Consider the following 26,110-nt stretch of genomic DNA (forward strand, 5'->3'; position numbering starts at 1 on the left):
GCCATCATGGCATCCTCCCGAACGGCAGTCGCCGGATTCCGGGACGATGCGAAACCAAAAAGATCAACGCCGTAACCGGTTGCCGAGGACGAAGCCGAACAGGCCCATCAGCACGATCCCCGCCGCGCCCTGAAGCCCGACCAGCAGGTTGGTGACGCGGCCCTGCGGCTTCACGCCGATCTCCGGCGGGTTGGCGGTCATCATGTTGAGCGCGCTGTAGCTGACGAGGTCGAGCGGGTTGTAGGTCGGCGTGTTCTCGCCCTCCCGGGTGAGGCCGCCGGCCGCCCCGTAGGCCGCGGCGAACAGCAGGATGCCGACGAGGAAGGCGCGGGCGATCCGCGACAGGCTCTCGCCGTAGTCGCACAGCCACTCGACGAAACGGTCGGCGACCCAGCGGTAGCCGTGGCTCAGCGTTCCCCGCAGGTCGCGGGTCGAAAAGGCCTCGCGGGCGCGCACGCCGGCGTGGCGGCGGCCCATGCGGCGCCCGCGCTTGTAGGCCCAGCTCGCACCCGCGTGGCTGCCGATGCCGAGGAGGTTGCGCTCCAGCGCGAGATAGCTCGCCTGCGCCGCCTCGTATTCCCCTGCGATCTCCTCGCCGACCGCCCCGTCGAGCTGCTCGACCGAGAGCCGCACGCCTTCGAGCCACGCCCCGGCGAAGCGCGCGTGGCGCAGCCTGCACGCCGTGAGGTCGAGGCGCACGAGGCCGGTGCGGGAGAAGTCGGCCCCCGACAGGTCCGCCCCGTCGAGGCGCGCACCGGAAAAGTTGGCGCCCCGCAGCCGCGAGCCGGCGAGCCGCGCCTTCTTGAGGCTCGCGCCCTCGAAATCCGCGCCGGTCAGGTTGCAGTCGGAGAGGTCGGCCTCGTCGAGCCGGGCCTTGCGGAACACGGAATCGTCGGCGTCGGCCCCGGTGAAATCGGTGCCCCACAGGTCGGCGCCCTCGAAGCGGGCACCGTCGAGCAGCGCCTTGTCGAGCCGGGCGAAGCGCATCGTCGCGCCGGAGAAGTCGGCATCCTCCAGCATCGCCTCGCGAAAGGAGGCCTGCCCGCCGGCGATGCCCGTGAAGTGCGCGCCGCTGAGGTCGGCGCCGGCAAGATCCGCCTCCTCCAGGCAGGCGTTCGCGAAGCCGGCGGAGCGGGCGAGCGCTCCGGCAAGCGAGGCCCGCCGCAGGTTGGCGCCCGACAGGTCCGTCGCCTCCAGCCGGGCATCGGCGAGGTCGGCCTCCGCCAGATCGAGGCCGCCCGACCCTTGCGCCCACCAGCGCGGCGGCGCCTGGGGATCGATCCGCGGGCTCAGGGCCGCGCGCCCGAGGGGGAGCCCGGCGAGGTCGTCGCGCCCACGAATCGAGAACGGCGCCTCGCGCTCCGAAAGCTGCGCGAGCAGCGCCGCGACGCGCGGATCACCATCCTCCGCCCCGCCATCCCGCACCGCGCAAGCCCCGCATGATCCGACCCCGGAGGCCCCCTTAACCGTGTGCACCTGCGCGAGACAAGCTGAGGGACATGACAAGGGATAAGGATTGCGCGCGGCCCCATGACACCGCAACGGCTTTCCGCGCGTTAGGTCGCGGAAAGCGCGTGCGGCGCGGGAAGGGGTTTCGAAGCGTGTCGGGAAAGATCCTGCTGGTGGAAGACCACGAGGAAATCTGGGACTTCCTGTCCCGCCGGCTCAAACGCCGCGGCTACGAGGTGGTGCTCGCCCATGACGGCGAGGCGGGGGTGCAGCAGGCCCGTGCCGCCCGGCCCGACGTGATCCTGCTCGACATGAACCTGCCGATCCTCGACGGCTGGTCCACGGCCCGCGCCCTGAAGGCCGCGACCGACACCCGCGCCATCCCGATCATCGCGCTCACCGCCCACGCCATGTCGGGCGACCGCGACAAGGCGATCCAGGCCGGCTGCGACGACTACCACCCGAAGCCGATCGACTTCCCCAAGCTGCTCACCCAGATCGGCACGGCGATCGGGCCGGGGGGCTAGGATGCCGGTCGGCGCCCCTCGATCCCGTGCCACGACCTCGACCTGAGGTGCCGACGCGCAGCGGCGGCCTCGAAGGATCGTCCAGATCCCGCGCAATCCCTGGAGCATCCTTCGAGGCCGCTTCGCGGCACCTCAGGATGAGGAACCGCCCGGACTCGGCCCGATCCGGCGTCGAGCCAGGGCCCCTCTCTCGCCCGGCGCCTGTGAGGACGCCATCATGAGGACGCCATGACCACCGATCCGGTCACCACGCGGCTGCTGCGGCAGGCGCTGCCGGTGGTGACGACGCTCGCCTCGCTGCTGCTCGTGGTGACGCTCGCCGGCGCGCTCTATCTCGGCCGCGACATCCTCGTGCCGGTGGCGCTCGCCATCCTCCTGAGCTTCGTCCTCGTGCCCGCGGTGCGCGCCCTGCGGCACCTGCGCGTGCCGCGGGCGGCCGCCGTGCTGCTGGTGGTGCTGCTCGCCTTCGGGATGCTCGGCGCGGTGGGCAGCCTGATCGCCCGCGAGGCGGCGCAGCTCGCCGCCGACCTGCCGCGCTATTCGCTCACCCTGCGCGACAAGATCACGGCGCTGCGCGCGGCGACCGCCGAGCGGGGCGGGCTGTCGGACACGTTTTCCGGCTTCTTCGACATGGCCGAGGAGATCGGCAAGGAGCTGCAACCCCCTGCCGCCAAGACCGGCTCCGGGACCGAGGCCCCGCTCGGCACGGCGGACCGACCGATGCAGGTCGAGATCCACGCCCCCCGCTCCGGCCTGCTGACGACGCTCGGCAGCGTGGCGGGCGGGGTGCTGCATCCGCTGGCCACGCTCGGCCTGATCCTCCTGTTCACAATCTTCATCCTGCTCCAGCGCGAGGATCTGCGGAACCGCGCGATCCGGCTCGCGGGGTCGGGCGATCTGCGCCGCACGACGGCGGCGATCGACGACGCCACGAGCCGGCTCAGCCGGTTCTTCATCGCGCAGCTCATCCTCAACCTCGCCTTCGGCCTCGTGATCGGCGTCGGCCTCTGGCTGATCGGCGTGCCGAGCCCGATCCTGTTCGGCGTCATCGCCGGCATCGCCCGGTTCGTGCCCTATGTCGGCGCGGCGATCTCGGCCTTGCTGCCGCTCGCCATCGCGGTCGCGGTCGATCCCGGCTGGTCGATGGCGATCGAGGTCGCGATCCTGTTCGTGATCGTCGAGCCGATCGCCGGCCACGTGGTCGAACCGCTGCTCTACGGGCACTCGACCGGCCTCTCGCCGATTGCCGTGATCCTGGCGGCGACGATCTGGACCTTCCTGTGGGGACCGATCGGGCTCCTGCTCGCCACGCCGCTCACCGTCTGCCTCGTGGTGCTCGGGCGCCATGTCGAGCGGCTGTGGTTCCTCGACGTGATCCTCGGCGACCGGCCGGCGCTCGGGCCGCAGGAGATTTTTTATCAGCGCATGCTCGCGGGCGACCCGGCCGAGGCGATCGAGCAGGGGCGGCTGTTCCTGAAGGAGCGGGCGCTCGTCACCTATTACGACGAGGTCGTGCTGGCGGGCCTGCGCATGGCCCAGGAGGACGCGGCGCGGGGCACGCTCGACCGCGCGCGGCAGGGCGAGGTCGGCACCGGCTTCCGCACGGTGGCCGAGGCGCTGGGGCAGGCGCGGGGGCGGCGCCGGCTCGAGCGCTCGCGCAAGCCCAGGGGCGCCGAGGCCGAGGCCGCCTTCGCGGCGGTGGGGCCGGACCGGCGCGCGGCCGGCATCGTGCTCGGCCCGGACGACCTGGCTCCGGTCTGGCGCGGCGCGGCACCGGTGCTGTGCGTGCCGAGCGGGGGCGCCTTCGACGAGGCGGCGACGCTGATGCTGGCCCAGACGCTCTCCCGCCACGGGCTCGGGGCGCGGGTGGCGACGGGCGACGCGCTGCGCAACGGCGGGCCGGAGGGCGAGGGTCCGGCGATGATCTGCTTTTCCTATCTCGACCCGATCAGCCTGTCGCTGATCCGCCTCGCCATCCGCCGCGCCCGCAAGGCGGTGCCGGGGGTGACGATCCTCGTCGGCTTCTGGCGCGAGCGCGATCCGGCCTCCCTCGGGCGCCTGCGCCGGGCGATCGCCGCCGACCTGCTCGTCACCTCGCTCAGCGACGCCCTCGACGCGGCCCTGGACCGGGCCAGGGTCGGCGGGGAAGCCGACGCGCCGCCGATGCTGCAGGCGGCGGAATAGGGCTTCGTCGGAACGGGCCACCAGCGCGCCGCCGATCGGGCGGGCCGGACCCGCGGCGTGGACGGCGAGGCCTTCGAGGCCGAAATGATCGGGGGTAGGCGACTTTGCCTGTGCCGTCGCGCTCCTGGGTTGCTTCGGCTTCGCCTCGCAAGGACGGAGAAGGAGACCTGCACCGTCATTGCGAGCCGAATGGCGAAGCAATCCAGAACGCGACGCAGGCCGGATGAGGCACGCGTGTCACCCGAAACCCATTCGCCAGCCGTATCGCGCAGCCGAAGCGATCGACGTCACGGTGCCTCGGGCTGAGGGCGCGGGTGGGACACTCGGCCTCCTTCCGCCAGCGCCCGCGCGATCCCCTCGTACACATGCGGGTCGGTCATCTGCGCCACGTTGAAGCGCATGAAGCCGGAGGCCGTCTGCGCGACGCTGAAGACGTTGCCGGGGGCGAGCACGAGCCCCTCGCGCAAGCCGGCGCGGGCGACCGCCGCCGCGTCGCGCCCGTCGGGCAGGCGGCACCAGAGCGTGAAGCCGCCGCGCGGGACGATCCAGGGCTCGATGCCGAGACGGCCGAGCCGCCTCCCGGCGCGCCCGCGACAGGCGGCGGCGCAAGTGCTCCAGATGCTTGCGGTAGCTGCCGTCGGCGAGCGTCCCGGCGATCAGCTCGGCCGCGACCGGGCTCGGGCCGCCGAAGCTCGTCGCCACCTGGAGATCGACGAGCGCCTCGATCCAGTCGGGCCGGGCGGCGATGAAGCCGCAGCGGATCGAGGCCGAGAGCGTCTTCGAGAAGCTGCCGATCCGGATCACGCGGGTGAGGCCGTCGAGGGCGGCGAGCCGGGGCGAGGGTTCGGGCTCCAGATCGGCGAAGATGTCGTCCTCGACGATGGTCAGGTCGTGGGCCGCCGCGAGCATCAGGATCCGGTGCGCGGTTCGGGGCGAGAGCGTCGCGCCGGTCGGATTGTGGAGCGCCGAGTTGGTGACGTAGAGGCGCGGGCGATGCTCGGCCAGCGCCTCGGCGAAACGCGCCAGATCGGGTCCGGTCGGGGTGTAGGGCACGCCGACGATCCGGGCGCCGTGCACCCGCAAGAGGGCCTGGAAGTTGAAGTAGCAGGGATCGTCCACCAGCACCGTGTCGCCCGGCCGCAGCAGGAAGCGGCCGATCAGGTCGATCGCCTGCGTTCCGGAAGCCGCGAGCAGCACCTGATCGGCGCCGAGCTCGATCCCCTCCTCCGCGAACCGGCGCACGAGGAGGCGGCGCAGGGACAGCGCGCCGCGGGGGGCGCCGTAATCGGTCAGCACCGCGTCCCCGGCGCGGGCAAGGCCGCGCACCGCCCGGCGGATCGCCGCCTCCGGCATCCAGGCGGCGGGAAGCCAGCCGCAGCCGGGCATGAGCGTGTCCGGCCCGGCATCGAGCGACTGGCGCGAGACCCAGAGCGGGTCGATCGCCCGCTCCCGGCGCGGTTCGGCCTCGGTGAGCGCCAGCGGCGAGACCGCCCCGGAGACGGTGAAGCCGGAGCCCGGCCGCGCGCGGATCAGCCCCTCCGCCACCAGCCGGTCGTAGGCCTCGACCACGGTCGAGGGCGAGACCTGCATCGTCGCGGCGAAGCGCCGGATCGAGGGCAGCTTCTCCCCCGGCGCCAGCGTCCGCGCGGCGAGTTTCTGGCGGATCGCCGCCATCACCGCTCCGGTCCGGCCGCCCGCTTCCCCTGTCCTGTCACGGTCCGTCATGCGTGCGGGTCCGTAGGGCCATACAGTTCGGCCGAAACCGTACGGGACCGTTCCTGTCGCCGCCAGCGCCTGCCGCTTACCCTCGCGCCGGGTTCGGGGACAAGCGATGCGGACAACGCACAAAAAATCCTGGGAGGGGTGGGGGCACGGCCTTCTCGGCGTCGTCATCTTCAGCGGATCGCTGCCGGCGACGCGGGTCGCGGTCGGCGGCTTCACGCCGCTGTTCCTGACCGCTTCGCGCGCCGTGATCGCCGCCGGGCTCGGGGCGGCGCTGCTCGCCCTGCTGCGGCAGAAGCTGCCGGCGCGGGGCGATCTGATGCCGCTCGCCGTGGTGGCGCTCGGGGTGGTGATCGGCTTTCCCCTGCTCACGGCGCTCGCGCTGCGGAGCATCACGTCGGCCCGCTCCATCGTCTTCATCGGCCTGCTCCCGCTCGCCACCGCCCTGTTCGGCGTCCTGCGCCGCGGAGCCGAACGGCCGAGACCGGCCTTCTGGCTGTTCTCGGGGGCGGGCAGCTTCGCGGTCGCGGGCTTCGCCCTGGCGCGCAGCGCGGGCGCCGACCTCGCGGGCGATCTCCTGATGCTGGGCGCGATCCTGCTGTGCGGCCTCGGCTATGCCGAGGGTGCGCGCCTGTCGCGCCGGCTCGGCGGCTGGCAGGTCATCTCCTGGGCGCTGCTGCTCGCCGCACCCGTCATGGCCGTGCTGGCGCTCGCCACGCTGCCTCCGTCGTGGAGCGGCATCGGCCTGCCGGCCTGGGCCGGGCTCGCCTACGTCTCGGTGTTCAGCATGCTGGTCGGCTTCGTGTTCTGGTATCGCGGGCTGGCGCTCGGCGGCATCGCCGGGGTCGGGCAGTTGCAGTTGCTCCAGCCCTTCCTCGGCCTCGCGCTCGCCGGCCTGCTGCTGGGCGAACCGGTCGAGGGGGCGATGGTCGCGGTCGCCGCCGGGGTGGTGCTCTGCGTCGCCGCCGCCAAGCGCTTCGCGTGAGGGCGGATCGGAACCCTCCGGCCGCCTGATTGAGGTCGAGACAGGCGGTCTCGATCACGATCTGCGTGCGGCTGATGACTTCGAGTTCGCGCAGGATCTCGGAAGCGTGGGCCTTCACCGTCGAGTCGCCGACCTGGAACTCGTGGGCGATCTGCTCGCTGAGCTTGCCCTGGCGGATCATGCCGAGCACCCGCATCTGCTGCGGCGTCATACCGTTTCCGCTTGATCGCTTCGGGTTTGGCCCCCCTCCGTCATCGCGAGCGGCCGCGAAACGATCCAGGGCGCGACAGGTCCGGAAAGGTCGCGCCCTGGATCGCCACGGCTTCGCCTCGCGATGACGCAGGAGAGGCCGAAGTCATCAACCGGATGGCGTATCAGGCGCGCGACCCGCTCGGCTGCCGGCGCCTTGTCGCCGCCCCGGGCCGGAGCGGGCGGCGGGGCGAGGTCGGGCGGCATGAACAGGGCGCCGCCATCGTACGTCTTTGGTCTCCCCGGGTCTCCCGCCCCGGCTCCACGGCTCACGTCCCTTCGAGGACGAATTGGCGCCGGCCGGGACGGTGGCCCTCCGAGCCCGTCTCGCGGAAGCCGAGCTTGTGCAGCAGGCCCCAGGAGGCGACGTTGTCGGGCCGGCACTCCGCCACGATCGCCCGGCGCGGGAAGCGGTGCCGCATCAGGCCGACGAAGGCCGAGACCGCCTCCGCCCCGAAGCCGCGCCCGCGGGCGGCCCCGGCGATCCAGTAGCCGATCTCGACCGCGCCCTCCCCGCGCAGATGCGCGCCGACGACGCCGACGAGCGGGGATGCGCCCGCGTGAAGACCGGGATCGCGGCTCCAGGCGCCGACGAAGCGGTCGCGGCCGTGCCGGGCGGAGCCGATCAGCGCCTCGGCATCCGCCAGGGTGAAGGGATCGGCCAGGAAATCGACGGCCCCGGTGATCGCCGGATCGTCGGTGAGGTCGCGCAACGCCCGCGCGTCCTCGCGCGCGAGCGGCGCGATCGACAGGCGCGCGGTCTCGAGACCGGGCAGGTCGATCAGGCTGTCGCGGCGGAAGAACATCATCAGTGCGGGATACGATGTCGCGCGCAGAGAGACCATGACGGGCCGGGTCGGTCGCTTAATCCCTCCCGCTTTCGAAAGATGCGGCTCGAAAAAATTCGCCCGGACCCGCATGGGAAACAGGAGACATGGGAGACCTGCGGGCCGGCCGCGCGAACCATCGCGGCGGGCGCCGGTTGCCCCGCCAGGAGTTCGCGATGACCGACACCCGTGACGAGACCCGCTACGAGCCCCAGGCGCCGCTCTCCGTCGCCGCGCGCAGCGCCTGCCCGCGCTGCGGCCGGGGCCACCTGTTCAAGGGCTTCCTGAACATCGCTCCGTCCTGCGACGTGTGCGGACTCGACTTCTCCTTCGCCGACCCGGCCGACGGCCCGGCCTTCTTCGTGATGATGACGACGGCGATTCCCGCGGTCGCCTTCGGCCTGTGGCTGGAACTGGCCTACGATCCGCCGGTCTGGCTCCACTTCGTCCTGACGCTGCCCGTCGTGCTGATCGCCTGCTCGCTCCCTTTACGCTTCTTCAAGGGCTGGCTGGTGGCGAGCCAGTACGTCCACCGGGCCGAGGAGGGGCGGATCGCGCGGGTCAGCGCCCGGCCGGTCGCGGAAGCGGTCGAGCCGGACGCGTCCGGCGGCCGCTGAACGGCGGGAGAGGTTTTGGAGCCTCGTCGTGGATACCGGATCCGGGACGAGGCTCTCGGTTTTCGATCTTGCATCGTCTTTTCGGACGAGCCGGCTCAGTGCGTGGCGGGCGCCGTGACGGCCGGGTGGATCACCATCTCGGTGAACGGGTAGACATAGGCCTGGAGCATCACGAGGCCGCCGACGAGGCAGGCCAGCACGATCGAGTGCCAGAACACGAAGCGCAGGATCTTGCTCTCCTGGCCGAAATACCCGGTCGCCGTCGAGGCCACGACGATCGACTGGGCGTCGATCATCTTGCCCATCACGCCGCCCGAGGAGTTGGCCGAGGCCATCAGCACGCCCGACAGGCCGAGCTGCTCCGAGGTGATCCGCTGCAGGCCGCCGAACAGCACGTTGGAGGCGGTGTCCGAGCCCGTGAGCGCGACGCCGAGCCAGCCGAGCAGCGTGCCGAAGAACGGGTAGAGGATGCCCGTGCCGGCGAAGGCGAGGCCCAGCGTGGCGTCGACGCCGGCGTAGCGGGTGAGCACGCCGAGCGCCAGCATCGCCGCGATGGTGACGAGCGAGTAGCGCAGCACCCAGATCGTTTCGACATAGGCGGTGACGAGGCGAACCGGCGAGAAGCGCATGATCAGGCCGGAGAGGATCGCGGCGAACAGCACGCCGGTGCCGGTGTAGGACATGTAGGTGAAGGCGAAGATCGCGGGCTCCGCCTTCGGCGCGGCCTCGACGGGGGGCACCTTCATGATCATGTTGTGCAGTCCCGGCACCTCGTACTTCCAGGTGAAGAGCGGGTTCACGATCCCCTTGAACCAGCCGGTCCCCCAGATCGCCACGATCACCGAGAGGATGATCCACGGCACCCAGGCCATGGCGATCGCGCGCGACGAGGCGGCGCGGCCGCCGACGCTCACCTTCGGCGGGTCGCCGGGCACGCCCGCGCCGAGCGGAGCGGGACGCGGCTCGCCGTAGCCGACGGACGGATCGTGGCCGCGCAGGGCCGGCGAGGACCACACCTGCGAGGGCCGCCACACCTTCAGGAAGGCGACGAGGGCGGCCATCGAGACCAGCGAGGCGCCGATATCGACGATCCAGGGGTTGATGTAGTTCGAGATCAGGAACTGGGCTGCCGCGAACGCGATGCCGCACACCGCGATCGGCGGCCAGATCGCGATCATGCCGCGGAAGCCCGCGAACACCCAGATCAGCCAGAACGGCACGATCACCGAGAAGAACGGGAGCTGGCGGCCGATCATCGCGCCGAGCACGTAGGGGTCGTAGCCCGTCACCGAGGCCAGACCCTGCACCGGCGCGCCGAGCGCGCCGTAGGCCACGGGCGCGGTGTTGGCGATCAGCGAGAGGCCGGACGCGGCCAGCGGCGAGAAGCCCAGTCCGATCAGGATGGCGCCGGTGACGGCCACCGGGGTGCCGAAGCCGCCCGCGCCCTCGAAGAAGGCGCCGAAGGCGAAGGCCACCAGCAGGAGCTGGATGCGCCGGTCCTCGGTGATGCCGGCCACCGATTGCTGGAGGGTGGCGAACCAGCCCTTCTCCACCGTCAGCCGGTAGAGGAAGATGACGTTGAGGATGATCCAGCCGATCGGGAACATGCCCGTGACCATGCCGAGCACGGTCGCACGGGTCGCGAGCCCCGTCGGCATGCCGAAGGCGACGGTCGCCACGAGGAAGGCGATGACGAGGGCGAGGATCGCGGCGATATGCGCCTTCACCTTGCCGCTGGCGATCATCCCGAGCAGGGCGATCACCGGCAGTGACGCCATGAAGGTCGAGAGCCACGGATTCCCGAACGGATCGTAGACCTGGTTCCAGGGTGTCACGGGCGTCGCCCTCCTCCGATGTCCCGATCTGCCGCCGGGACCTTCTGGCACAGGGTGCTAGCAGAGCGGCCAAGCCCGCTCAACGCACGTCATCATGTCTTCATTCCGGGTCCCGGCAGATGTTGGCCCGGTGACGCTTTTTTGGCACCGCGGGCCGGGGGAGCGTCGCGAACGCCTTCACACGGGTGTGAGCGCATGTCCGGGTGGGGTTCGGAACCGGGCCTGCGAACCCCGGTTCCCGCTGGACGCCCATGGACGATTCCCGGGCGATTCCCGAACGCAGCGAGAGGAACCTCCTCCCATGTTCATGCGCGTCGACAAGTTGCAGGCCGAGCTTCCCGCCCCCAAGCGCAGGGATCCGAATGCGGCCGCCGCGCTGCAGGAATTGCTGGGCGGCAAGTACGGCGAGATGTCCACGCTCGGAAACTACATGTTCCAGAGCTTCAACTTCCGCAGCAAGGAGAAGCTCAAGCCGTTCTACGGCCTCGTCTCCAGCATCACGGCGGAGGAACTCGGCCACGTGGAGCTCGTGAGCAACGGCGTGGCCATGCTCAACAACGGGCCCGACGACGACGGCGACGAGACGGATGGCGGCGACATCTCGGGCGCGCCCTTCGAGGACATGAAGGACGTGCGGCTCGCTGCGGCCTTCCTCTCGAACGGCGGCGGCGCGGCGCCGATCAACAGCAACGGCGCCTCTTGGAACAACGACTTCGTCACCTCCACCGGCAACGTCGTCGTCGACCTGCTGCACAACTTCCACCTCGAATGCGGCGCGCGGCTGCACAAGCTGCGGGTCTACGAGACCCTGTCCGACCCGACGGGCCGCGAGGTCTGCGGCTACCTGCTGGTGCGCGGCTCGGTCCACGCCCACGCCTACGCGCTGGCGCTCAAGCAGATCACCGGCGTCGATCTCGACAAGTTTTTGCCGACGCCGAACATCAACCTCGACAGGATCCCCGAGTGCCAGAAGTACCTCCAGGAGGGCTCGCACCGCCGGCTCTACACCTGGAGCCCGAACGACTATCGCGAGATCGCCGGGATCTGGGGCCATGGCGAGACGGCGCTGCCGGGCGATCCGCCGGGCGAGCTCGAGGTGGTGGACGGCATGCCGGACGGCGGCAAGATCCACCAGCTCACCGGCGTGCCTTCCGCCTTCTCGCCGGACTACGCGCCGGAGGAGATGTTCGAGATCGCGCAGAAGCTGACGAAGAAGGCCCGCTGAGGCGGCCTTCGGCGGCCGGCGACGAAGACCGCCGGCCGTCAATTCGGGCGGGGCATCAGCCCGCGAGATCGTCCAGGGAAACCCCCAGAGCCGCGGCAAGCTTGCCGTAGGTTTCCACGGTGCCTTCCCGCGTTCCCGTCTCGATCTGCGACAGGTAAGCCTGTGCGAGTCCTGCCCGCTTCGCGAGCGCGGCCCCGCTCAGGCCGCGGTGCTCGCGCCAGACACGGACACGGTTCTCGCCGGAGACGAGACGCTCTACGACGGAAGCCGGGATCAGTTCCTCCTCGCTCGCAGCGAGCTTGCGCCGGAACTCCGCCACGGCGGTCCGGTCGGCATCGGCCTTCACGCGCAGCATCGCTTTCCCCTTCACCGTCCCGTGCGCGCCGCCCGCCACAGCCGCCACAGGCGGCGCCAGCGGGGGATCTCGATCAGGCTGTTGAGCGGATCGTAGCCGGAGCGCTCCATCGCCGCGAGAGAGGGCTCGACCAGGGCGACCGGCAGGAAGGCGGGCCGGGCGGCGGGGGCGATCGTGGTGCGGGCCGCCTCGTAGGCGGCGAGATGGCGCCGGGCCAGCGCCCGCAACTCGGCGCAGGTGCGCACGAGACCGGGTCCGCCGCGGCCGGAGACGATGTCCTCGCGGGTCACGCCGTTCTGGCGCAGCAGGTCGCCGGGCAGGTAGACCTGCCCCTGCCGCGCGTGCCAGGGCAGCGCCCGCAGGAGGCCGGTGATGCCGTAGGCCACGCCCGCATGGCCGGCGGCGGCCGCCCCGCCCGGCTCGGCCCCGTCGGCGAGCGCCAGGCCGGCGAGGCGGATCAGAGCGGAGGCGGTCTCGCCGCAATAGCCCTCCAGATCGTTCACCCGCGGCATCGGATCGTCGTAGAGGTCGAAGACGCGGGCATCGATCAGGTCGACGAAGGGCTGGCGCCCGAGGCGGCGGGCGACGATCGCGTCCTCCAGGGCCGCGGCGACGGGGTTGGCCCGCACGTCGCCCCGCGCCTCGCCCTGGAGCGCGTCGCGCCACCATTGCAGGCGGATCTCCCCTGCCATCGGATTGCCGGCCGCCTCGCGGACCCGGGCGACGGTGAGGTTGAAGGCGGAGAGCGCGAACAGGTGCGGACGGACGGCGGCGGGCGCGAACAGGGTGGCGAAGTAGCGGTCCGGGTCGCCCTCGCGCACCAGCTCCTCGCAGTGCCGGAAGGCGAAGGCGAGCCCGCCGTCGCCGGCCTCCGGGTTCGTCTCGGTTCTGGTGTCGGGGCGCGTCATGGAGCGGGGCTCATGCGGCGTTCAAGGTCAGGGGACGGCGATCAGCGCGGCGGCGACCTTGCGGTTCTCGGCCATCAGGATGTTGTAGGTCCGCACCGCCGCCCCCGTCTGCATGGCGTCGACGCCGATGCCCGCGGCCTTGAGGCGCTGGCGTAAGGGATCGGGCAGGAACACGATGTCGGCGCCGGTGCCGATGAGGAGCAGTTCGATCCCCCCGGCCTCGGCGAGCACCGGCGCGAGGCTGCGCCCGTCGATGTCGGCGGGCGCGGCGACGCCCCAGGCGCTCACGCCGGAGGGCAGCAGCAGGATCGAGCCGCGGTGGGACATCTGCCCGAAGCGGAAGCCGCCGTTGCCGTAGGCGTCGATGCCGTGGCGCCCGGGCAGGAAGCCGTCGTGGATCCGTCCGGGATGACGCCCTTCGCTCAAGCCGCGCCTCCCCTGGGCCGCATCCTCACGGGGTCGCCCCCGCTCCGGACGATGTTGGCCTTTCGAGCGGCACTCTCAACCGCCGCGGCCGTGGAAACAGCCCGGGATCGACGACTCACGTCCCGCCGCACGCCGCGCCTTACTCGGCCGCCTGGGGCAGTCCGGCCTCGCGCCGGGCCGGCTTCGCCCCCGACAGGCGCAGGCCGATATAGATCAGCGCGGGCGTCGAGACGAAGATCGCCGAATAGGTGCAGATCACCACGCCGCAGAGCATCACCACGGCGAAGCCCTTGATCGCCTCGCCGCCGAACAGCACCAGCGCGACGAGCGACAGGGCGGTGGAGAGCGAGGTCATCACCGTGCGCGACATGGTGGAGTTGATCGAGAGGTTCAGGAGCTCCACCACGGGGATGGTCTTGTAGCGGCGCATCAGTTCGCGGGTGCGGTCGAACACCACCACGGTCTCGTTGAGCGAGTAGCCGACGATGGTGAGGATCGCGGCGATCGAGGTCATGTTGAACTCGATGCGGGTGACGATGAAGATGCCGACCGTCAGCACGATGTCGTGCAGGGTGCCGACGATGGCGCCGAGCGCCAGCTCCCGCTCGAAGCGGAACCACAGGTAGAGCAGCACCGCCAGCACCGAGAGCACGACGCCGATCGTGCCGGACTGCACCAGCTCGCCCGAGACGCGCGGGCCCACCGTCTCGGTGCGGCGGAAATCGTAGCCCGCGTCGAAGGCGGCGTGCGCCTTCTGCATCACCGCGGTCTGGCCCTGCTCGCCGGCCTGGAGCGGGAAGCGCACCAGCACCTGCCCCTCGCCGCCGAGTTCCTGCACCTCGGTCTCGCCGAAGCCGAAGCCGTTGGCGGTGTGCCGGATCTCGGCGAGGTCCGCCGTCCGGCCGGGCTTGGCCTGGAGTTCGACCAGGGTGCCGCCCTTGAAGTCGATGCCGAAATTGAGCCCGACCGTGACGAACAGCACCACGGTCACCACCGACATCACCGCCGAGAGCGGGAAGGTGACGCGCCGGAACCGCATGAAGTCGAAATGCGATTCGTCGGGCCAGAGGCGGAGCAGGCGCATGGTCGGTCTCAGGTCATGGAGGCCGGCGCGCGGGGCCCGAGCCTTGCAAAGCGATGGTGCGGCCCGCCCATGCGGGTCGCCGCAGTCCCCCGGACGGGGTTCGTTCAGAACGGCAGGGCCTTGGGCCGGAACCACGTGTACCACACCGCGATCATCATGCGCGTCAGCGTCACCGCCGTGATCACCGTGGTGAGGATGCCGAGGATGAACACCACGGCGAAGCCCTTCACCGGGCCCGAGCCCATGAAGAACAGGAGCAGGGCGGCGATCGCCATGGTCGAGTTCGAGTCGATGATGGTGGCGAACGCCCGGTCGAAGCCGGCCTGGAGCGCCGAGACCAGGGAGCGGCCGGATCGGGCTTCCTCGCGCATGCGCTCGTAGATCAGCACGTTGGAATCGACCGCGGTGCCGATGGTGAGCACGATGCCGGCGATGCCGGGCAGGGTCATGGTCGCCTCCAGCACCGACATCAGGCCGAGGATCAGGCCGACATGCACGATGAGGGCGATGTTGGCGATGAAGCCGAAGGTGCCGTAGGTCGCGAACATGAAGGCGATGACGAGGGCGCCGGCCACCAGCGTCGCCAGCTTGCCGGCCTCGATCGAGTCGCGTCCGAGGCCGGGGCCGACCACGCGGCGCTCGACCACGGTGAGCTTGGCCGGCAACGCGCCCGCCCGCAGCAGCACCGAGAGGTCGTTGGCGTCCTTGACGGTGAAGTTGCCGGTGATCTGGCCCGAGCCGCCGGTGATCGCCGAGCGGATCACGGGGGCCGACTGGATCACGTTGTCGAGCACGATCGCCATGCGGCGTCCGACATTCTCCGAGGTTGCCTGACCGAAGCGCTGGGCCCCGCGCAGGTTGAACTTGAAGCTCACCATCGGCTCGTGGGTCTGCGGGTCGAAGGCGGGCTGGGCGTCGGTGAGATCGCTGCCGTCGGCCATGACGCGCCGCTCGACCGGCACCTTGGCCCCGCCCTCGTCCTTCGAGGGCAGCAGGTCGACGTCGCCCGAGGGCGAGTCGGCCAGCATGCGGAACTCGAGCTTGGCGGTCTTGCCGAGCTGGTCCTCCAGCTCCTGCGGGTTCTGCAGGCCCGGCACCTGCACCAGGATGCGGTCGGCGCCCTGCTGCTGGATCGACGGCTCCTTGGTGCCGCTGAAATCGACGCGGCGGCGGATCACCTCGATCGCCTGGGTCACGGCCCGGCGGGTGCGGTCGTTGAGGCCGGCATCGGTGAGGACGAGCTGGATCGTGCCGTTCTCGGCCTCGTTCACCGCGAGCGTCTGGCCACCGCCGCCGGCGAGCGGGTTGCTGACGGGCTGGGCCAGTTCGCGCAGCTTCGGCATCACCTTCGCGCGCGCCGCGGCATCGGGGATGCGCAGCTCGACGCCGCGGTTGATCACGCGGATGCCGCCCTCCGGCGACACGGACGCCTCGCGCAGGACCCGGCGCACGTCGTCGCGCAGGCCCGTGACCATCGAGCGGACGAGATCGGGCTGGTCGATCTCCAAGAGGATCTGCGAGCCGCCCTGGAGGTCGAGGCCGAGCACGATCGCCCGTTGCGGGATGATCCAGCTCGGGAACCACGACGGCAGCGCGGCCATGAAGGCCTTGCGGCTGTCGGCCGGGACGAAGCTCGGCACCGCGAGGCTGAGGCCGATCAGGATGACGGCGAGCGTCGCGACGATCTTGGTTCTCGAGAAGCGCAGCATCCGCCCGGTTCCGACTTCTTATGTCATGGGTGCCGGGGTTTGACCGCCGGCACACAGCTATGGCGCCTCAGGAGGCCTTGACCGGGGCGCCCTTGACGCGGACCTCGGAGATCATCGAGCGCACCACCTTCACCCGCACGTTCGGGGCGATCTCGACCTCGACCTCGGAGGCGTCGTCGGTCACCTTGACGACCCGGCCGACGAGGCCGCCGTTGGTGACGACGGTGTCCTCCCGGCGCAGGTTCTTGACCATGCTCTGGTGATCCTTGAGCCGGCGCTGCTGCGGGCGCAGGATCAGGAAGTACATGATCACGAAGATCAGGACGAAGGGCACGAATTGCAACGCGACGTCCGCGCCGCTTCCGGCACCGGCTCCTTGCGCGAAGGCGGGGGTGATCAACGCGGAAAACTCCTGATCGAGGGCATGCGCCCGTCAGGCCCGGCGGCGCCGGGGCCTTGCGACGACGAGCCTGCCGAAAAGCGCGCGGACTATAGCGAGGGGCGATTCGAAAGCAACGCCGGGGCGATGCATCCGGCGCGATGCCGGCACGGTTCCCCTTCTCTCCGGCCTCGGCCTAAAAGGCGCCACCTCGGCGAGGGCTGCCGCCCTCCCCCCGCAACCGGACCGCACATCATGGCCTTAGAGCCGACTCCCGCCGCCCTTCTGCCGCTTCTGGAGCGGATCGCCGCAGCCCTGGAGCGCGCCGCCCCGTCCGCCATCTCGAAGGTGGATACGGGCGCGGCCGATGCCTTCCTGTGGGGGCCCGAGCGCCGGCTGATCCCGGTGCCGCGGGTCAACCGCGTCGAGATCGGCATCCTCACCGGCATCGACCGGGCCCGCGACACATTGGTTGAGAACACGGAGCGCTTCGCGCGGGGGCTGCCGGCCAACAACGCCCTGCTCTGGGGCGCGCGCGGCATGGGCAAGTCGTCGCTGGTCAAGGCGGCGCATGCCGAGATCAACGCCCGGCGGCCCGAGGGCGCGCGGCCGATGAAGCTCGTGGAGATCCACCGGGAGGACATCGAGGCGCTGCCCGAGCTGATGAGCCTGCTGCGCGGCGATCCCCACCGCTGGCTGGTGTTCTGCGACGACCTCTCGTTCGATGCCGACGACACTTCCTACAAGTCGCTGAAGACCGCGCTCGACGGCGGCATCGAGGGACGGCCGGGCAACGTGCTGTTCTACGCCACCTCGAACCGGCGCCACCTGCTCGCCCGCGAGATGGTCGAGAACGAGCGCTCCACCGCGATCAATCCCGGCGAGGCCGTGGAGGAGAAGGTCTCGCTCTCCGACCGCTTCGGCCTCTGGCTCGGCTTCCACAAGTGCAGCCAGGACGAGTATCTGGCGATGATCCGCGCCTACGTGGAGCGCTACGGCCTTCAAGGGGAGCCGGACCGCGTGCGGGCCGAGGCGCTCGAATGGGCCACCACCCGCGGCTCGCGCTCGGGCCGCACCGCGTTCCAGTTCATCCAGGATCTGGCCGGACGGCTCGGGCAGCGGCTCGACGGGTAGTTTTTTTCCGACTCTCCCACCTCGCCGTCATCGCGAGCGCATGCGAAGCGATCCAGGTGCGCGACCTTTCCGGATAGGGCGGTGCCCTGGATTGCTTGCGCCGGGCCTCGCAATGACGGAGGCATCACCGAAGCCGAAGCGCCCGAACAAAAAGGCGGCCCCTCGCGGGACCGCCCTCCGTCTGCGAATCCGACGAAAGAATCAGTTGCCGGCGAGGTGCGGCATCGGGTCGACCGGGGTCGCGCCCTTGCGGATCTCGAAGTGGAGCTGCGGCGAGGTGACGTTGCCGGTGGCGCCCGACTTGGCGATGGTCTGGCCGCGCTTCACCTTCTCGCCGGGGCGCACGTCGAGCTCGCCGTTGTGGGCGTAGGCGGAGACGTAGCCGTTGTTGTGCCGCACCAGCACCAGCTTGCCGTAGCCCTTCACGTCGGAGCCGGCATAGGCCACCGTGCCGTCCTCGGCCGCCTTGACCGGCGTGCCCTCGGGCACGGCGATGTTGATGCCCTCGTTGCCCGACGAGCCGTAGCCGTTGATGATGCGGCCCTTGGCCGGCCAGCGGAACGACTCGGCCGGCTGCGCGGCGGGCACGGCGGCGGGGATCGGCGCGGACGCGTCGGCGCTCGCCACCTTCACCGGAGCCGCCGGAGCCGCCTCCGGCGCGGGGGCCTTGGCGGCTTCCCTGCTCTCCTTGGCGGCGGCCTTCGCGGCGGTTTCCGCCGCGCGGGCCTCGGCGAGTTTCTTGGCGGCGTCCGCCTTGGCCTGCTTGGCCTCGGCCTTCGGATCGGACTTGGTCTCGGCCTTGGCGACCTTCTCGGCGCCCTTCTGGCCCGGGCGCGGATGCTTCTGAGCCTCGGCCGCCTTCTTCGCTTCGGCGGTCTTGGCTTCGGCAGTCTTGGCTTCGGCGAGCTTGCGGCTCTGGGCCGCCTTCGCGACCGCCTTGGCCTCGGCGATCTTGGCGGCGGCGGCCTGCCGCTCGGCCTCGCGCCGGGCCTCGGCCGCCTTCGCGGCCGCGGCCTCGGCGGCGCGCTTCTCCGCTGCCTTGTCGACGGGCTTGCCGAACGGGAGCTTGGGCTGCGGCGCCGGGGTGGAGGCGCGCGGCGTCATCGCGCGGCCGGCATCCGGGTTCATGCCGGCCACGTTGCTCGCCATTCCGCCGCTCATCGGCTCGGCCGTCGCCACGCGGGTCGCGGTCCGGGCCGGGGCCATCGCCGAGGGGCGCGGCGACAGGGCCGGGCCGGGGGCGGGCAGCGCCTGGGACTGGATGCGCGGGGTGCGGATCGCCGGCGCCGGCGCCATCTCGGCCTCGCCCTCGGCTCCGCCCTCCGGCAGGCTGCCGGTGGCCGAGGGCTCGCCCGCCAGGGAGGCGAACGGGTTGGTGAAGGGGTCGCCCAGACGCGAGGCGTCCGACGAGCAGGCGGCGGCGCCGCCGCCGATCATTCCGATGAGGGCGAAGCGCGACAGCGTCCTCAAGCCCAGAACCGTCCCCCGAACCCGCATCGACGCACCCGCTTGAACACTGACGCAACGTGATGCGCCATTCAAACGGGATTCAGGTTAAGCAACCGTTCCCGAGATCCGCACGGGCGTCGGTTTCGCGCGTGTTCCGGTAAGGTTGAGGAACCCCGGCCGCGGCGCGGATACCGTGCACGACGGTCGCGCGGCTACGGCGTCCGTGCCCGGCCCGGAGTCAGCGGGCCGAGCTGCAGCGCCGCCCCTTCCGTGCGCGCGTAGGCCGCCGCGCCGTCGCGGGCGAGCGTCAGCAGCCGGCTTCCCCGTCCGGTCCAGAGACCGGCCACCAGCCGCCCGCCGGGCTTGAGCGCCGCGGGCAGGTGCGGCGGCAGCGCCTCCAGGCTGCCGTTGACGAGGATGCGGTCGAACGCCCCGCCCCGCACGGCCTCGGCCGCGAGCCCGTCGCCGATCTCGACGGTGGCGTCGTCGAGGTCGCGTCCGAGATGGGCGCGGGCGGTCCGCGCCAGCGCCCCGTAGCGCTCCAGGCTGCGCACGTGCGCCGCCCCGAGCCGCACCAGCAGGGCGGTGACGTAGCCCGTGCCCGTGCCGATCTCCAGCACCCGGGCGCCGGGGGCGATGTCGAGGGCGCCGAGCATCGCCGCGACGACGCTCGGCGCGGTCATGGTCTGGCCGCAGGCGAGCGGCAGGGCGATGTCCCGCCGGGCATGCGCCCGCAGGGCCGGGGGCGCGAAGCGCTCGCGGGGCACCCGCTCCATCGCCCGCAGCACCGCGGTGTCGCGCACGCCGCGCTCGCGCAGGAGGAGCACGAAGGCGGCGTTGCCGGCCGCCTCCGCGTGGCCCTCGGGATCCTCGGCCTCAGGCGACCCGATCGCGGACATGCCCGCCTGTTCCCGCCCCTCGCCCCAGCCCTCGCCTCACGCCTCGAACGCCGCGGCGAAGCGGGTCAGTTCCGGCTCGTCGGTGAGGTCGAGCCGCAGCGGCGTCACCGCGATGCGGTTCTCGGCGATCGCCTTGAGGTCCGAGCCGTTGCCGGGCTCGAACCGCGCCTTGGCGAAGGCGAGCCAGAAATAGGGGTTGCCGCGCCCGTCGTGGCGGGCGTCGATCCGCAGGAGCGCCTGGTTGCGCTGCCCCTGGGCCGAGACCGCCACGCCCTGCACTTGATCCGGTTCGCAGTCCGGAAAATTGACGTTGACGAGGATGCCGGGCTCGATCCCGATCTCCAGGATTTTCTGGATCACCCGCGGCCCGTGCTCGGCGGCACAGGCCCATTTCAGGCTGCCGCGCCCGCCCGCGCCGTAAGCCTGGCTCAGCGCGATCGAGCGGATGCCGAGGATGGTGCCCTCCATCGCCCCGGCGATGGTGCCGGAATAGGTCACGTCCTCGGCGACGTTCTGACCGCGGTTGACCCCGGAGAGAATCAGGTCCGGCTTATGATCCTTGAGGATGTGGGCCACCCCCATGATCACGCAGTCGGAGGGCGTGCCCTTCACCGCGAAGCGCTTCTCGGAGATCTGCCGCAGGCGCAAGGGATCGTTCAGCGAGAGCGAGTGCGAGACGCCCGACTGGTCGTATTCGGGCGCGACCACCCAGACGTCGTCGCTCAAGCGCCGGGCGATGCCCTCCAGCGTCTCCAGGCCCGGCGCGTGGATGCCGTCGTCGTTGGTGACCAGGATGCGCATCAGTGGTTCGGTCCCTCGATCCGGTTCAGGCCGCCCATGTAGGGCTGGAGCACCGACGGGATCGTGACGCTGCCGTCGGGGTTCTGGTAGTTCTCCATCACGGCGATCAGCGCGCGGCCGACCGCGACGCCCGAGCCGTTCAGGGTGTGGACGAAATTGACCGCCCTGCCCTCCCTCGCCCGATAGCGCGCGTTCATCCGCCGCGCCTGGAAGTCGCCGCAGACCGAGCAGGAGGAAATCTCCCGGTACGTCCGCTGGCCCGGCACCCAGACCTCGATGTCGTAGGTCTTCTGGCTGGCAAAACCCATGTCGCCGGTGCAGAGCGTCATGACGCGGTAGGTCAGGTCGAGTTTCTTCAAGACCGCCTCGGCGCAGGCGAGCATCCGCTCGTGTTCCTCCGCCGACTTGTCCGGGGCCGTGATCGAGACGAGTTCGACCTTGTTGAACTGGTGCTGGCGCAGCATGCCGCGGGTGTCGCGCCCCGCCGCCCCGGCCTCCGCGCGGAAGCAGGGGGTGAGCGCGGTGAAGCGCAAGGGCAGCTCGTCCTCGGCCAGGATGGTTTCACGGACGAGGTTGGTGAGGGGGACTTCCGCCGTGGGGATGAGCCACTTGCCGGTCGATGCAAGTTGAATCCAGTTCAAATCTCGTTTTTTGAGTTTATCAATTTCGGATATCTCCTCTTTAAAATCGGATAGCAAAATTCTTGCCCAATTAGAGGCGCTGTCATTTTTGTCTGAATCTTCACCGGCGGCTTTTTCGATTCGCTCTATGAAATATGGCAATTTGTCGGCCAGATCGTACATTTCCTTCCTTAGTAAGCTAATATCTTCAATGCGCTCTACTGCACGATCAAAAATGTCCCTCTCATCATCAGGTATGGCACCACTTATGCTAAGAAATTGATCAGATGCGAACTTCGGCAGTTGCGCCGTACCGAACATCGCCTCATCCCGAACCAAAACCGGCGGCGCAACTTCCAAATAACCGTGCTCGCCCGTGTGCAGGTCGAGCATGAACTGGCCGAGCGCCCGCTCCAGCCGGGCGAGCTGGCCCTTCAGCACCACGAAGCGCGAGCCGGAGAGCTTGGCCGCCGCCTCGAAATCCATCAGGCCGGTGGCCTCGCCGAGCTCGAAATGCTGGCGGCCCTCGCCCAGGCGCTCGCGCGAGGAATCGAACCGGCGGTACTCGACGTTTCCGTGCTCGTCGGCACCGGGGGGCACCTCCGCCTTCGGCCGGTTCGGGATCGCGGCGAGGCGCGCGTCAAGGGCTTTTTCCGCCTCTCCCTGCGCGGCCTCCAGCCCCGGCGCCTCCTCCTTGAGGCGGGCGACCTCGGCCATCAGTTCGGCGGCGCGGGCCTCGTCCCTCGCCTTCTTGGCGGCCCCGATCTCCTTCGACAGCGCGTTGCGCCGCTCCTGGGCGCCCTGCGCCGCCGAGACGGCGCCCTTGCGTGCATCGTCGAGGGCGATCAGCTCGGCGCTGAGGGCCGGGAGGCCGCGGCGCTCCAGGTCGCGGTCGAAGGCCTCCGGGTTCTCGCGGATGGCGCGGATGTCGTGCATGTCGGGGCTCTGGAAGCTCTAAGGCGCGCGAGGGCCCCGCTTTGCCGCATCGCCCCCCGCATCACAAGAGCGGGGCCTCGACCCCGCAAGGGCTCCGAACGCGGGTGAACGCTCTCGCCGACCCTCCCCGGTTCCTCACCGCCGTCATTCCGGGACCGCGCAGCGGAACCCGGAACCTACCCGTGACGCGTCGCCGAAGCCCGGCGTCGCGACCGGTCGTGGACGGTACGCCCCTTCGGGTCCGGGTTCGCCTGCGGCGCCCCGGAATGACGACGGAAGGAGGGACGGAGCGGCAGCCGTCTGAGAGCCTGTTTGACTGCGGTGATCCCATCTCGACCCTCATCCTGAGGTGCCGCGTGAGCGGCCTCGAAGGGGGCTCCAGATCCCGCGCGGTTCCTGGAGCCCCCTTCGAGGCCTCCGCTCCGCTCCGGCACCTCAGGATGAGGGTTCAGGATGGGAGTAGGACCTTCCTCTCGCCTTGCCGTGGCCTGACGAAGACACGGCGGCCGGTCAAACAGGCTCTAACAAAAATCAAAGGGATAAAGTGGCAAAAGATCGGAAAAACGCCCTGCGCCCTCGTCTTGCACGGGCGCAAATCCGGCATCATATCGCTGATGTGTCGGCATTTTTCCGCACGACCTGCACGGAACTGCTGCTTTTCAGCCTCGGCTCGAGCGGTCTTAAGAAATCTCTATGAGAAATATAAGTGTAGGGCCCGCTTGAATTGCGCCCAACGGATCCCCTATATCAGGGACGTCGAACACGAGGGGCCCGGCAAACGAAAGGCCACCACCTCCGTTCGAGGGTGGGGCGGTCGTGAGACCGGCCTTCGTATTCAAAACATCGCTTGGAGACGCGCCATGAAGTGGTCTGCCCCCGTCGTTGCCGAGATCTGCGTCGGCATGGAAGTCACCTCCTACGAGTCCGCCGAGATCGACACCTTCAACTGAGAAGGCGTCGCCGGCCCAGGCTGGTTCGGTTCATCCAACATTCCATCAGGAGAAACGTCATGAAGTGGTCCGCTCCCGTCGTTGCCGAGATCTGCGTCGGCATGGAAGTCACCTCCTACGAGTCCGCCGAGATCGACACCTTCAACTGAGAAGGCCGTCGCCGGTTCGACCCGGTGGGACGAAGGGCGTCACCCGACCAGGGTGGCGCCCTTTTCGTTTGCGGGCGTCGCGGCCAGAAACGGGGAAGGCCGGAGGGTTCTGGCGAACCCTCCGGCCTTCCGTTGTCCGACTTCTCGACGTGAGTGGTCAGAGCCGGTAGCGGATCTGGTCGGTCCAGAAGCGCTCCAGGCGGGCGAGCGCTTGGTTGAGGCGGCCGAAATCGTCCTCGGAGATGCCGCCGATCGGCTGGATCGTGCGGGCGTGCTTGTCGTAGAGGCTCTGGATCAGGTCGTGGATCTCGCGGCCCTTGGGCGTCAGGCTGATGCGCACCGAGCGCCGGTCGGTCTTGGAGCGGGCGTGGTGCAGGAAGCCGGCCTCGACCAGCTTCTTGACGTTGTAGGAGACGTTCGAGCCGAGATAGTAACCCTTGGAGCGCAGCTCGCTGGCGGTCAGCTCCTTGTCGCCGATGTTGTAGAGCAGGAGCGCCTGGACGCTGTTGACGTCCTCGCGGCCGCGCCGGTCGAACTCGTCCTTGATCACGTCGAGGAGGCGGCGGTGCAGCCGCTCCACGAGGTGCAGCGCCTCGAGATAGGAGCCGGCGGCACCCTGGGGTTGCGGGGCGGCATCGGTGGTCCTGAGGGCGGTGCCGGCGGCCTTGGTGCTCATCGTGGTGCCTTCCTGTCGGTTCGTGCCGGCTCTTGCCGGCCGGCATCGCTCATGGGCCGAACCTAGGCCGCACCGATGAAAGCCGATTTAAGCGACAGGATGAACTCGCGATTTACTTCTGTCGGTAAATGCAAAATGAAACGATGATGTTGACCTCCCATTAGCCTACATCGCGCGCGGCCAGCCAGGACAGCACGAAGTAAACGGCCACGATGCTTGCCTGCACTGCGATCAGCGGCAGCGACATCGGCAGGAGCTGCGGCGTCAGCAGCGCCAGCGTCAGCGCCGAGGTCGCGGCGAGCAGCCAGACCACGCCGCCCCAGGCGCTGGCCAGCCACAGGCCGACCGCCGCCACGAAGTCGATCACCGCGAAGTAGACGATCGCCGACTGCCGCCCCGGGGACAGGGCGGCGAACGGGGGCCGGCCGGGGATCAGGTCGAGGATCTCGCCCCAGGTCGCGAGCCCCTTGGCGAGCCAGATCAGCGCGGTGACGCGCATGAACCAGACCAGCACCACGTCCCAGCGGGTCTGCGCCTTGGGCGCGCTGCCCTCGATCCGGTCGCCCGCCCCCGGGCTCGGGCGACCGCGCCCGTCGCGGGTCGCGCCGACCTTGGCGAGCGCCTTCACGGCCGGCCTCCTTCGGCGGGACCCTGGCTGCCGTCGAAGCGGGGTTCGGGCCCCTCGGACGGGCCGAACGCCGCCTCGATGGCGGCGGCATCGACCGCCTCCAGGGTGGCGGGCCGCCAGGCCGGCCGGTTGTCCTTGTCGACGATCACCGCCCGGACGCCCTCGTAGAAGTCGTGCCCGCGCATCGCCCGCTCGCACAGCCGGTACTCGGCGAGCAGGGCTTGCGCGAAGCTCATGCCGCCGCCGCGGCGCATCAGCGCGTGGGCGACGGTGAGGCTGGTGGGCGAGCGGGTGCGGATCGTCGCCGCGGTGTCGCCCGCGAAGGCGGAGCCCTCCCGCGCCGCCGCGTCGAGCCGGACGAGCACCTCCGCGACGCCGTCGGCGGAGAAGCAGGCATCGATCAGCGCCCGCTCGGCGACGAGCGGACCGGTCTCGAGGGCCGGCACGTCGAGCCGGTCGAGCGCGGCCGCGATGTCCGCGCCCGCGGCGAGCCGGTCGATGATGGTCTCGAAATCGGCCGCCCGGGCCGCGTGGGTGACGAGCCCCACGGCGCGCGCGTCGCCCGCGCCGATCCGGGCGCCCGTCAGGGCGAGGTAGCGCCCGGTGCAGCCGGGCAGGCGCGGCAGGGCGTAGGTCGTGCCGACATCGGGGAAGAAGCCGATGCCGGTCTCGGGCATGGCGAAGCTGTAGCTCTCGGCCGCCACCCGCACGTCGCCGTGCAGGGAGATGCCGACGCCGCCGCCCATCACGATGCCCTCGATCAGGGCGATGTAGGGCTTCGGGTAGGCCTTCACGGCGGCGTCCAGCCAGTACTCCTCGCGCCAGAACGCCATTACGTCGGCGTGGCGCCCGGCCCGGCCGAGGGCGTGGATCCGGCGGATGTCGCCGCCGGCGCAGAAGGCGCGCCCGCCGGAGCCGCGCACCACGACCCGGGTGACCCGCGCATCCGCCGCCCAGGCCCGGAGCTGCCGGTGCATCGCCTCCACCATCGGCAGGGTCAGGGCGTTGAGCGCCTTGGGCCGTCTCAGGGTGATCAGTCCGGCCGCCCCGCGGGTCTCGAAGGCGATCTCGGGCTCCGCCCCCTGCCCTTCCATCGTCCCCCCTTGCGCCAACCCTTCCGCCATCTCGCGCTCCGCTCCGCCCGTTTTCCCGGGCCTCGCCCGCGCAACGCCGTCCGCATCGCCGGCGGCGCGGGAAGACGATCGCCGACCGGGAGCCCCGGGGGGCCTCCTTAGACGAATTCCCCGGCAGGGCGTCAACGAGGCGGCGCGCCTCCTCCCGATTCGCGCCGCCCACGGTCGTGGTTGCGGAAGCGCGGGCGCTTCTCAGAGCCTGTTCGACTGCGATGATCCCATCCCCACCCTCATCCTGAGGTGCCGGAGTGCAG

At 70.6% G+C, this 26,110-nt stretch carries 24 protein-coding genes and 2 pseudogenes; 8 read left to right on the forward strand and 18 right to left on the reverse strand.

Translation table 11 applies throughout. The features are described 5' to 3' along the window. Window positions 1-63: 63 nt before the first annotated feature. Window positions 64-1,425, reverse strand: coding sequence for a pentapeptide repeat-containing protein (locus PGN25_02205; GenBank protein ID MEH3116438.1), 1,362 nt, complete (start codon window positions 1,423-1,425; stop codon window positions 64-66). Between the two features lie 176 nt (window positions 1,426-1,601). Here PGN25_02205 and PGN25_02210 point away from each other — a divergent pair, with 176 nt between their 5' ends. After that, window positions 1,602-1,976 carry a response regulator gene (locus PGN25_02210; protein ID MEH3116439.1) on the forward strand — a complete coding sequence of 125 codons (375 nt, stop codon included), beginning with the start codon at window positions 1,602-1,604 and terminating at the stop codon, window positions 1,974-1,976. 228 nt (window positions 1,977-2,204) lie between these two features. Further along, window positions 2,205-4,160: an AI-2E family transporter gene (locus tag PGN25_02215; GenBank protein MEH3116440.1), complete on the forward strand. Its 1,956-nt coding sequence runs from the start codon at window positions 2,205-2,207 to the stop codon at window positions 4,158-4,160. 287 nt (window positions 4,161-4,447) lie between these two features. On the opposite strand, the pseudogene PGN25_02220 reads toward PGN25_02215, so the two are convergent. Then, window positions 4,448-5,885, reverse strand: a pseudogene (locus PGN25_02220) (PLP-dependent aminotransferase family protein). 106 nt (window positions 5,886-5,991) lie between these two features. On the opposite strand from PGN25_02220, the gene PGN25_02225 reads away from it, so the two are divergent. Beyond that, on the forward strand, window positions 5,992-6,867 hold the full coding sequence (locus PGN25_02225; protein MEH3116441.1) for a DMT family transporter: 876 nt from the start codon (window positions 5,992-5,994) through the stop codon (window positions 6,865-6,867). 10 nt (window positions 6,868-6,877) lie between these two features. Here PGN25_02225 and PGN25_02230 read toward each other — a convergent pair. Continuing rightward, window positions 6,878-7,078 (reverse strand): annotated as a pseudogene (locus PGN25_02230) (helix-turn-helix transcriptional regulator). 307 nt (window positions 7,079-7,385) lie between these two features. Beyond that, window positions 7,386-7,922, reverse strand: coding sequence for a GNAT family N-acetyltransferase (locus PGN25_02235; GenBank protein ID MEH3116442.1), 537 nt, complete (start codon window positions 7,920-7,922; stop codon window positions 7,386-7,388). Window positions 7,923-8,119: 197 nt separating this feature from the next. Between PGN25_02235 and PGN25_02240 the strand changes: the two genes are divergently transcribed. After that, window positions 8,120-8,560: a DUF983 domain-containing protein gene (locus PGN25_02240; protein MEH3116443.1), complete on the forward strand. Its 441-nt coding sequence runs from the start codon at window positions 8,120-8,122 to the stop codon at window positions 8,558-8,560. A 95-nt stretch (window positions 8,561-8,655) separates the two neighbouring features. Here the strand turns inward: PGN25_02240 and PGN25_02245 are convergent, their stop codons facing one another. Then, on the reverse strand, window positions 8,656-10,395 hold the full coding sequence (locus PGN25_02245) for an L-lactate permease (GenBank protein ID MEH3116444.1): 1,740 nt from the start codon (window positions 10,393-10,395) through the stop codon (window positions 8,656-8,658). Between the two features lie 301 nt (window positions 10,396-10,696). Between PGN25_02245 and PGN25_02250 the strand changes: the two genes are divergently transcribed. Next, window positions 10,697-11,620: a manganese catalase family protein gene (locus tag PGN25_02250; protein ID MEH3116445.1), complete on the forward strand. Its 924-nt coding sequence runs from the start codon at window positions 10,697-10,699 to the stop codon at window positions 11,618-11,620. 55 nt (window positions 11,621-11,675) lie between these two features. Here PGN25_02250 and PGN25_02255 read toward each other — a convergent pair whose 3' ends face one another. From PGN25_02255 to yajC, 6 genes are all read right to left on the reverse strand, one after another. Continuing rightward, window positions 11,676-11,975, reverse strand: a complete 300-nt coding sequence (locus tag PGN25_02255; GenBank protein ID MEH3116446.1) for a helix-turn-helix transcriptional regulator — start codon at window positions 11,973-11,975, stop codon at window positions 11,676-11,678. 11 nt (window positions 11,976-11,986) lie between these two features. Beyond that, window positions 11,987-12,883: a phytoene/squalene synthase family protein gene (locus tag PGN25_02260; protein ID MEH3116447.1), complete on the reverse strand. Its 897-nt coding sequence runs from the start codon at window positions 12,881-12,883 to the stop codon at window positions 11,987-11,989. A gap of 27 nt (window positions 12,884-12,910) precedes the next feature. Further along, window positions 12,911-13,309, reverse strand: coding sequence for an MTH938/NDUFAF3 family protein (locus tag PGN25_02265; protein MEH3116448.1), 399 nt, complete (start codon window positions 13,307-13,309; stop codon window positions 12,911-12,913). Window positions 13,310-13,448: 139 nt separating this feature from the next. Further along, on the reverse strand, window positions 13,449-14,393 hold the full coding sequence (secF, locus tag PGN25_02270; GenBank protein MEH3116449.1) for a protein translocase subunit SecF: 945 nt from the start codon (window positions 14,391-14,393) through the stop codon (window positions 13,449-13,451). 104 nt (window positions 14,394-14,497) lie between these two features. Then, window positions 14,498-16,102: a protein translocase subunit SecD gene (secD, locus tag PGN25_02275; GenBank protein ID MEH3116450.1), complete on the reverse strand. Its 1,605-nt coding sequence runs from the start codon at window positions 16,100-16,102 to the stop codon at window positions 14,498-14,500. A 67-nt stretch (window positions 16,103-16,169) separates the two neighbouring features. After that, on the reverse strand, window positions 16,170-16,502 hold the full coding sequence (gene yajC, locus PGN25_02280; GenBank protein MEH3116451.1) for a preprotein translocase subunit YajC: 333 nt from the start codon (window positions 16,500-16,502) through the stop codon (window positions 16,170-16,172). A 234-nt stretch (window positions 16,503-16,736) separates the two neighbouring features. On the opposite strand from yajC, the gene PGN25_02285 reads away from it, so the two are divergent. Beyond that, window positions 16,737-17,615, forward strand: coding sequence for an ATP-binding protein (locus PGN25_02285; GenBank protein ID MEH3116452.1), 879 nt, complete (start codon window positions 16,737-16,739; stop codon window positions 17,613-17,615). Window positions 17,616-17,816: 201 nt separating this feature from the next. Here the strand turns inward: PGN25_02285 and PGN25_02290 are convergent, their stop codons facing one another. The 4 genes from PGN25_02290 to serS form a co-directional block, all read right to left on the reverse strand. Further along, window positions 17,817-19,112, reverse strand: coding sequence for a peptidoglycan DD-metalloendopeptidase family protein (locus tag PGN25_02290; GenBank protein ID MEH3116453.1), 1,296 nt, complete (start codon window positions 19,110-19,112; stop codon window positions 17,817-17,819). A 164-nt stretch (window positions 19,113-19,276) separates the two neighbouring features. Then, entirely contained in the window at window positions 19,277-19,963 is a 687-nt protein-coding gene (locus tag PGN25_02295) for a protein-L-isoaspartate O-methyltransferase (protein ID MEH3116454.1), read from the reverse strand. A 36-nt stretch (window positions 19,964-19,999) separates the two neighbouring features. Next, window positions 20,000-20,764 carry a 5'/3'-nucleotidase SurE gene (surE, locus tag PGN25_02300; GenBank protein ID MEH3116455.1) on the reverse strand — a complete coding sequence of 255 codons (765 nt, stop codon included), beginning with the start codon at window positions 20,762-20,764 and terminating at the stop codon, window positions 20,000-20,002. Next, window positions 20,764-22,320 carry a serine--tRNA ligase gene (gene serS / locus PGN25_02305; protein ID MEH3116456.1) on the reverse strand — a complete coding sequence of 519 codons (1,557 nt, stop codon included), beginning with the start codon at window positions 22,318-22,320 and terminating at the stop codon, window positions 20,764-20,766. The genes surE and serS overlap by 1 nt, the downstream gene beginning before the upstream one ends. A gap of 860 nt (window positions 22,321-23,180) precedes the next feature. On the opposite strand from serS, the gene pqqA (PGN25_02310) reads away from it, so the two are divergent. Both pqqA (PGN25_02310) and pqqA (PGN25_02315) read left to right on the forward strand, forming a co-directional pair. Beyond that, the gene (gene pqqA, locus PGN25_02310; protein ID MEH3116457.1) at window positions 23,181-23,270 is read left to right on the forward strand and encodes a pyrroloquinoline quinone precursor peptide PqqA; all 90 of its coding nucleotides are present in this window, start codon (window positions 23,181-23,183) and stop codon (window positions 23,268-23,270) included. 59 nt (window positions 23,271-23,329) lie between these two features. Then, complete coding sequence (pqqA, locus tag PGN25_02315) at window positions 23,330-23,419, forward strand: pyrroloquinoline quinone precursor peptide PqqA (protein ID MEH3116458.1); 90 nt, start codon at window positions 23,330-23,332, stop codon at window positions 23,417-23,419. A 157-nt stretch (window positions 23,420-23,576) separates the two neighbouring features. Here pqqA (PGN25_02315) and PGN25_02320 read toward each other — a convergent pair whose 3' ends face one another. From PGN25_02320 to PGN25_02330, 3 genes are all read right to left on the reverse strand, one after another. Then, window positions 23,577-24,095 (reverse strand): winged helix DNA-binding protein, encoded by a 519-nt coding sequence (locus tag PGN25_02320; GenBank protein MEH3116459.1) that lies wholly within the window; start codon window positions 24,093-24,095, stop codon window positions 23,577-23,579. A gap of 160 nt (window positions 24,096-24,255) precedes the next feature. Then, window positions 24,256-24,723, reverse strand: a complete 468-nt coding sequence (locus tag PGN25_02325; GenBank protein ID MEH3116460.1) for a DUF6163 family protein — start codon at window positions 24,721-24,723, stop codon at window positions 24,256-24,258. Continuing rightward, window positions 24,720-25,847, reverse strand: coding sequence for an enoyl-CoA hydratase/isomerase family protein (locus PGN25_02330; GenBank protein MEH3116461.1), 1,128 nt, complete (start codon window positions 25,845-25,847; stop codon window positions 24,720-24,722). The genes PGN25_02325 and PGN25_02330 overlap by 4 nt, the downstream gene beginning before the upstream one ends. Window positions 25,848-26,110: the final 263 nt, after the last annotated feature.

The organism is Methylorubrum populi, from assembly GCA_036946625.1.
GTDB lineage: Bacteria > Pseudomonadota > Alphaproteobacteria > Rhizobiales > Beijerinckiaceae > Methylobacterium > Methylobacterium populi_C.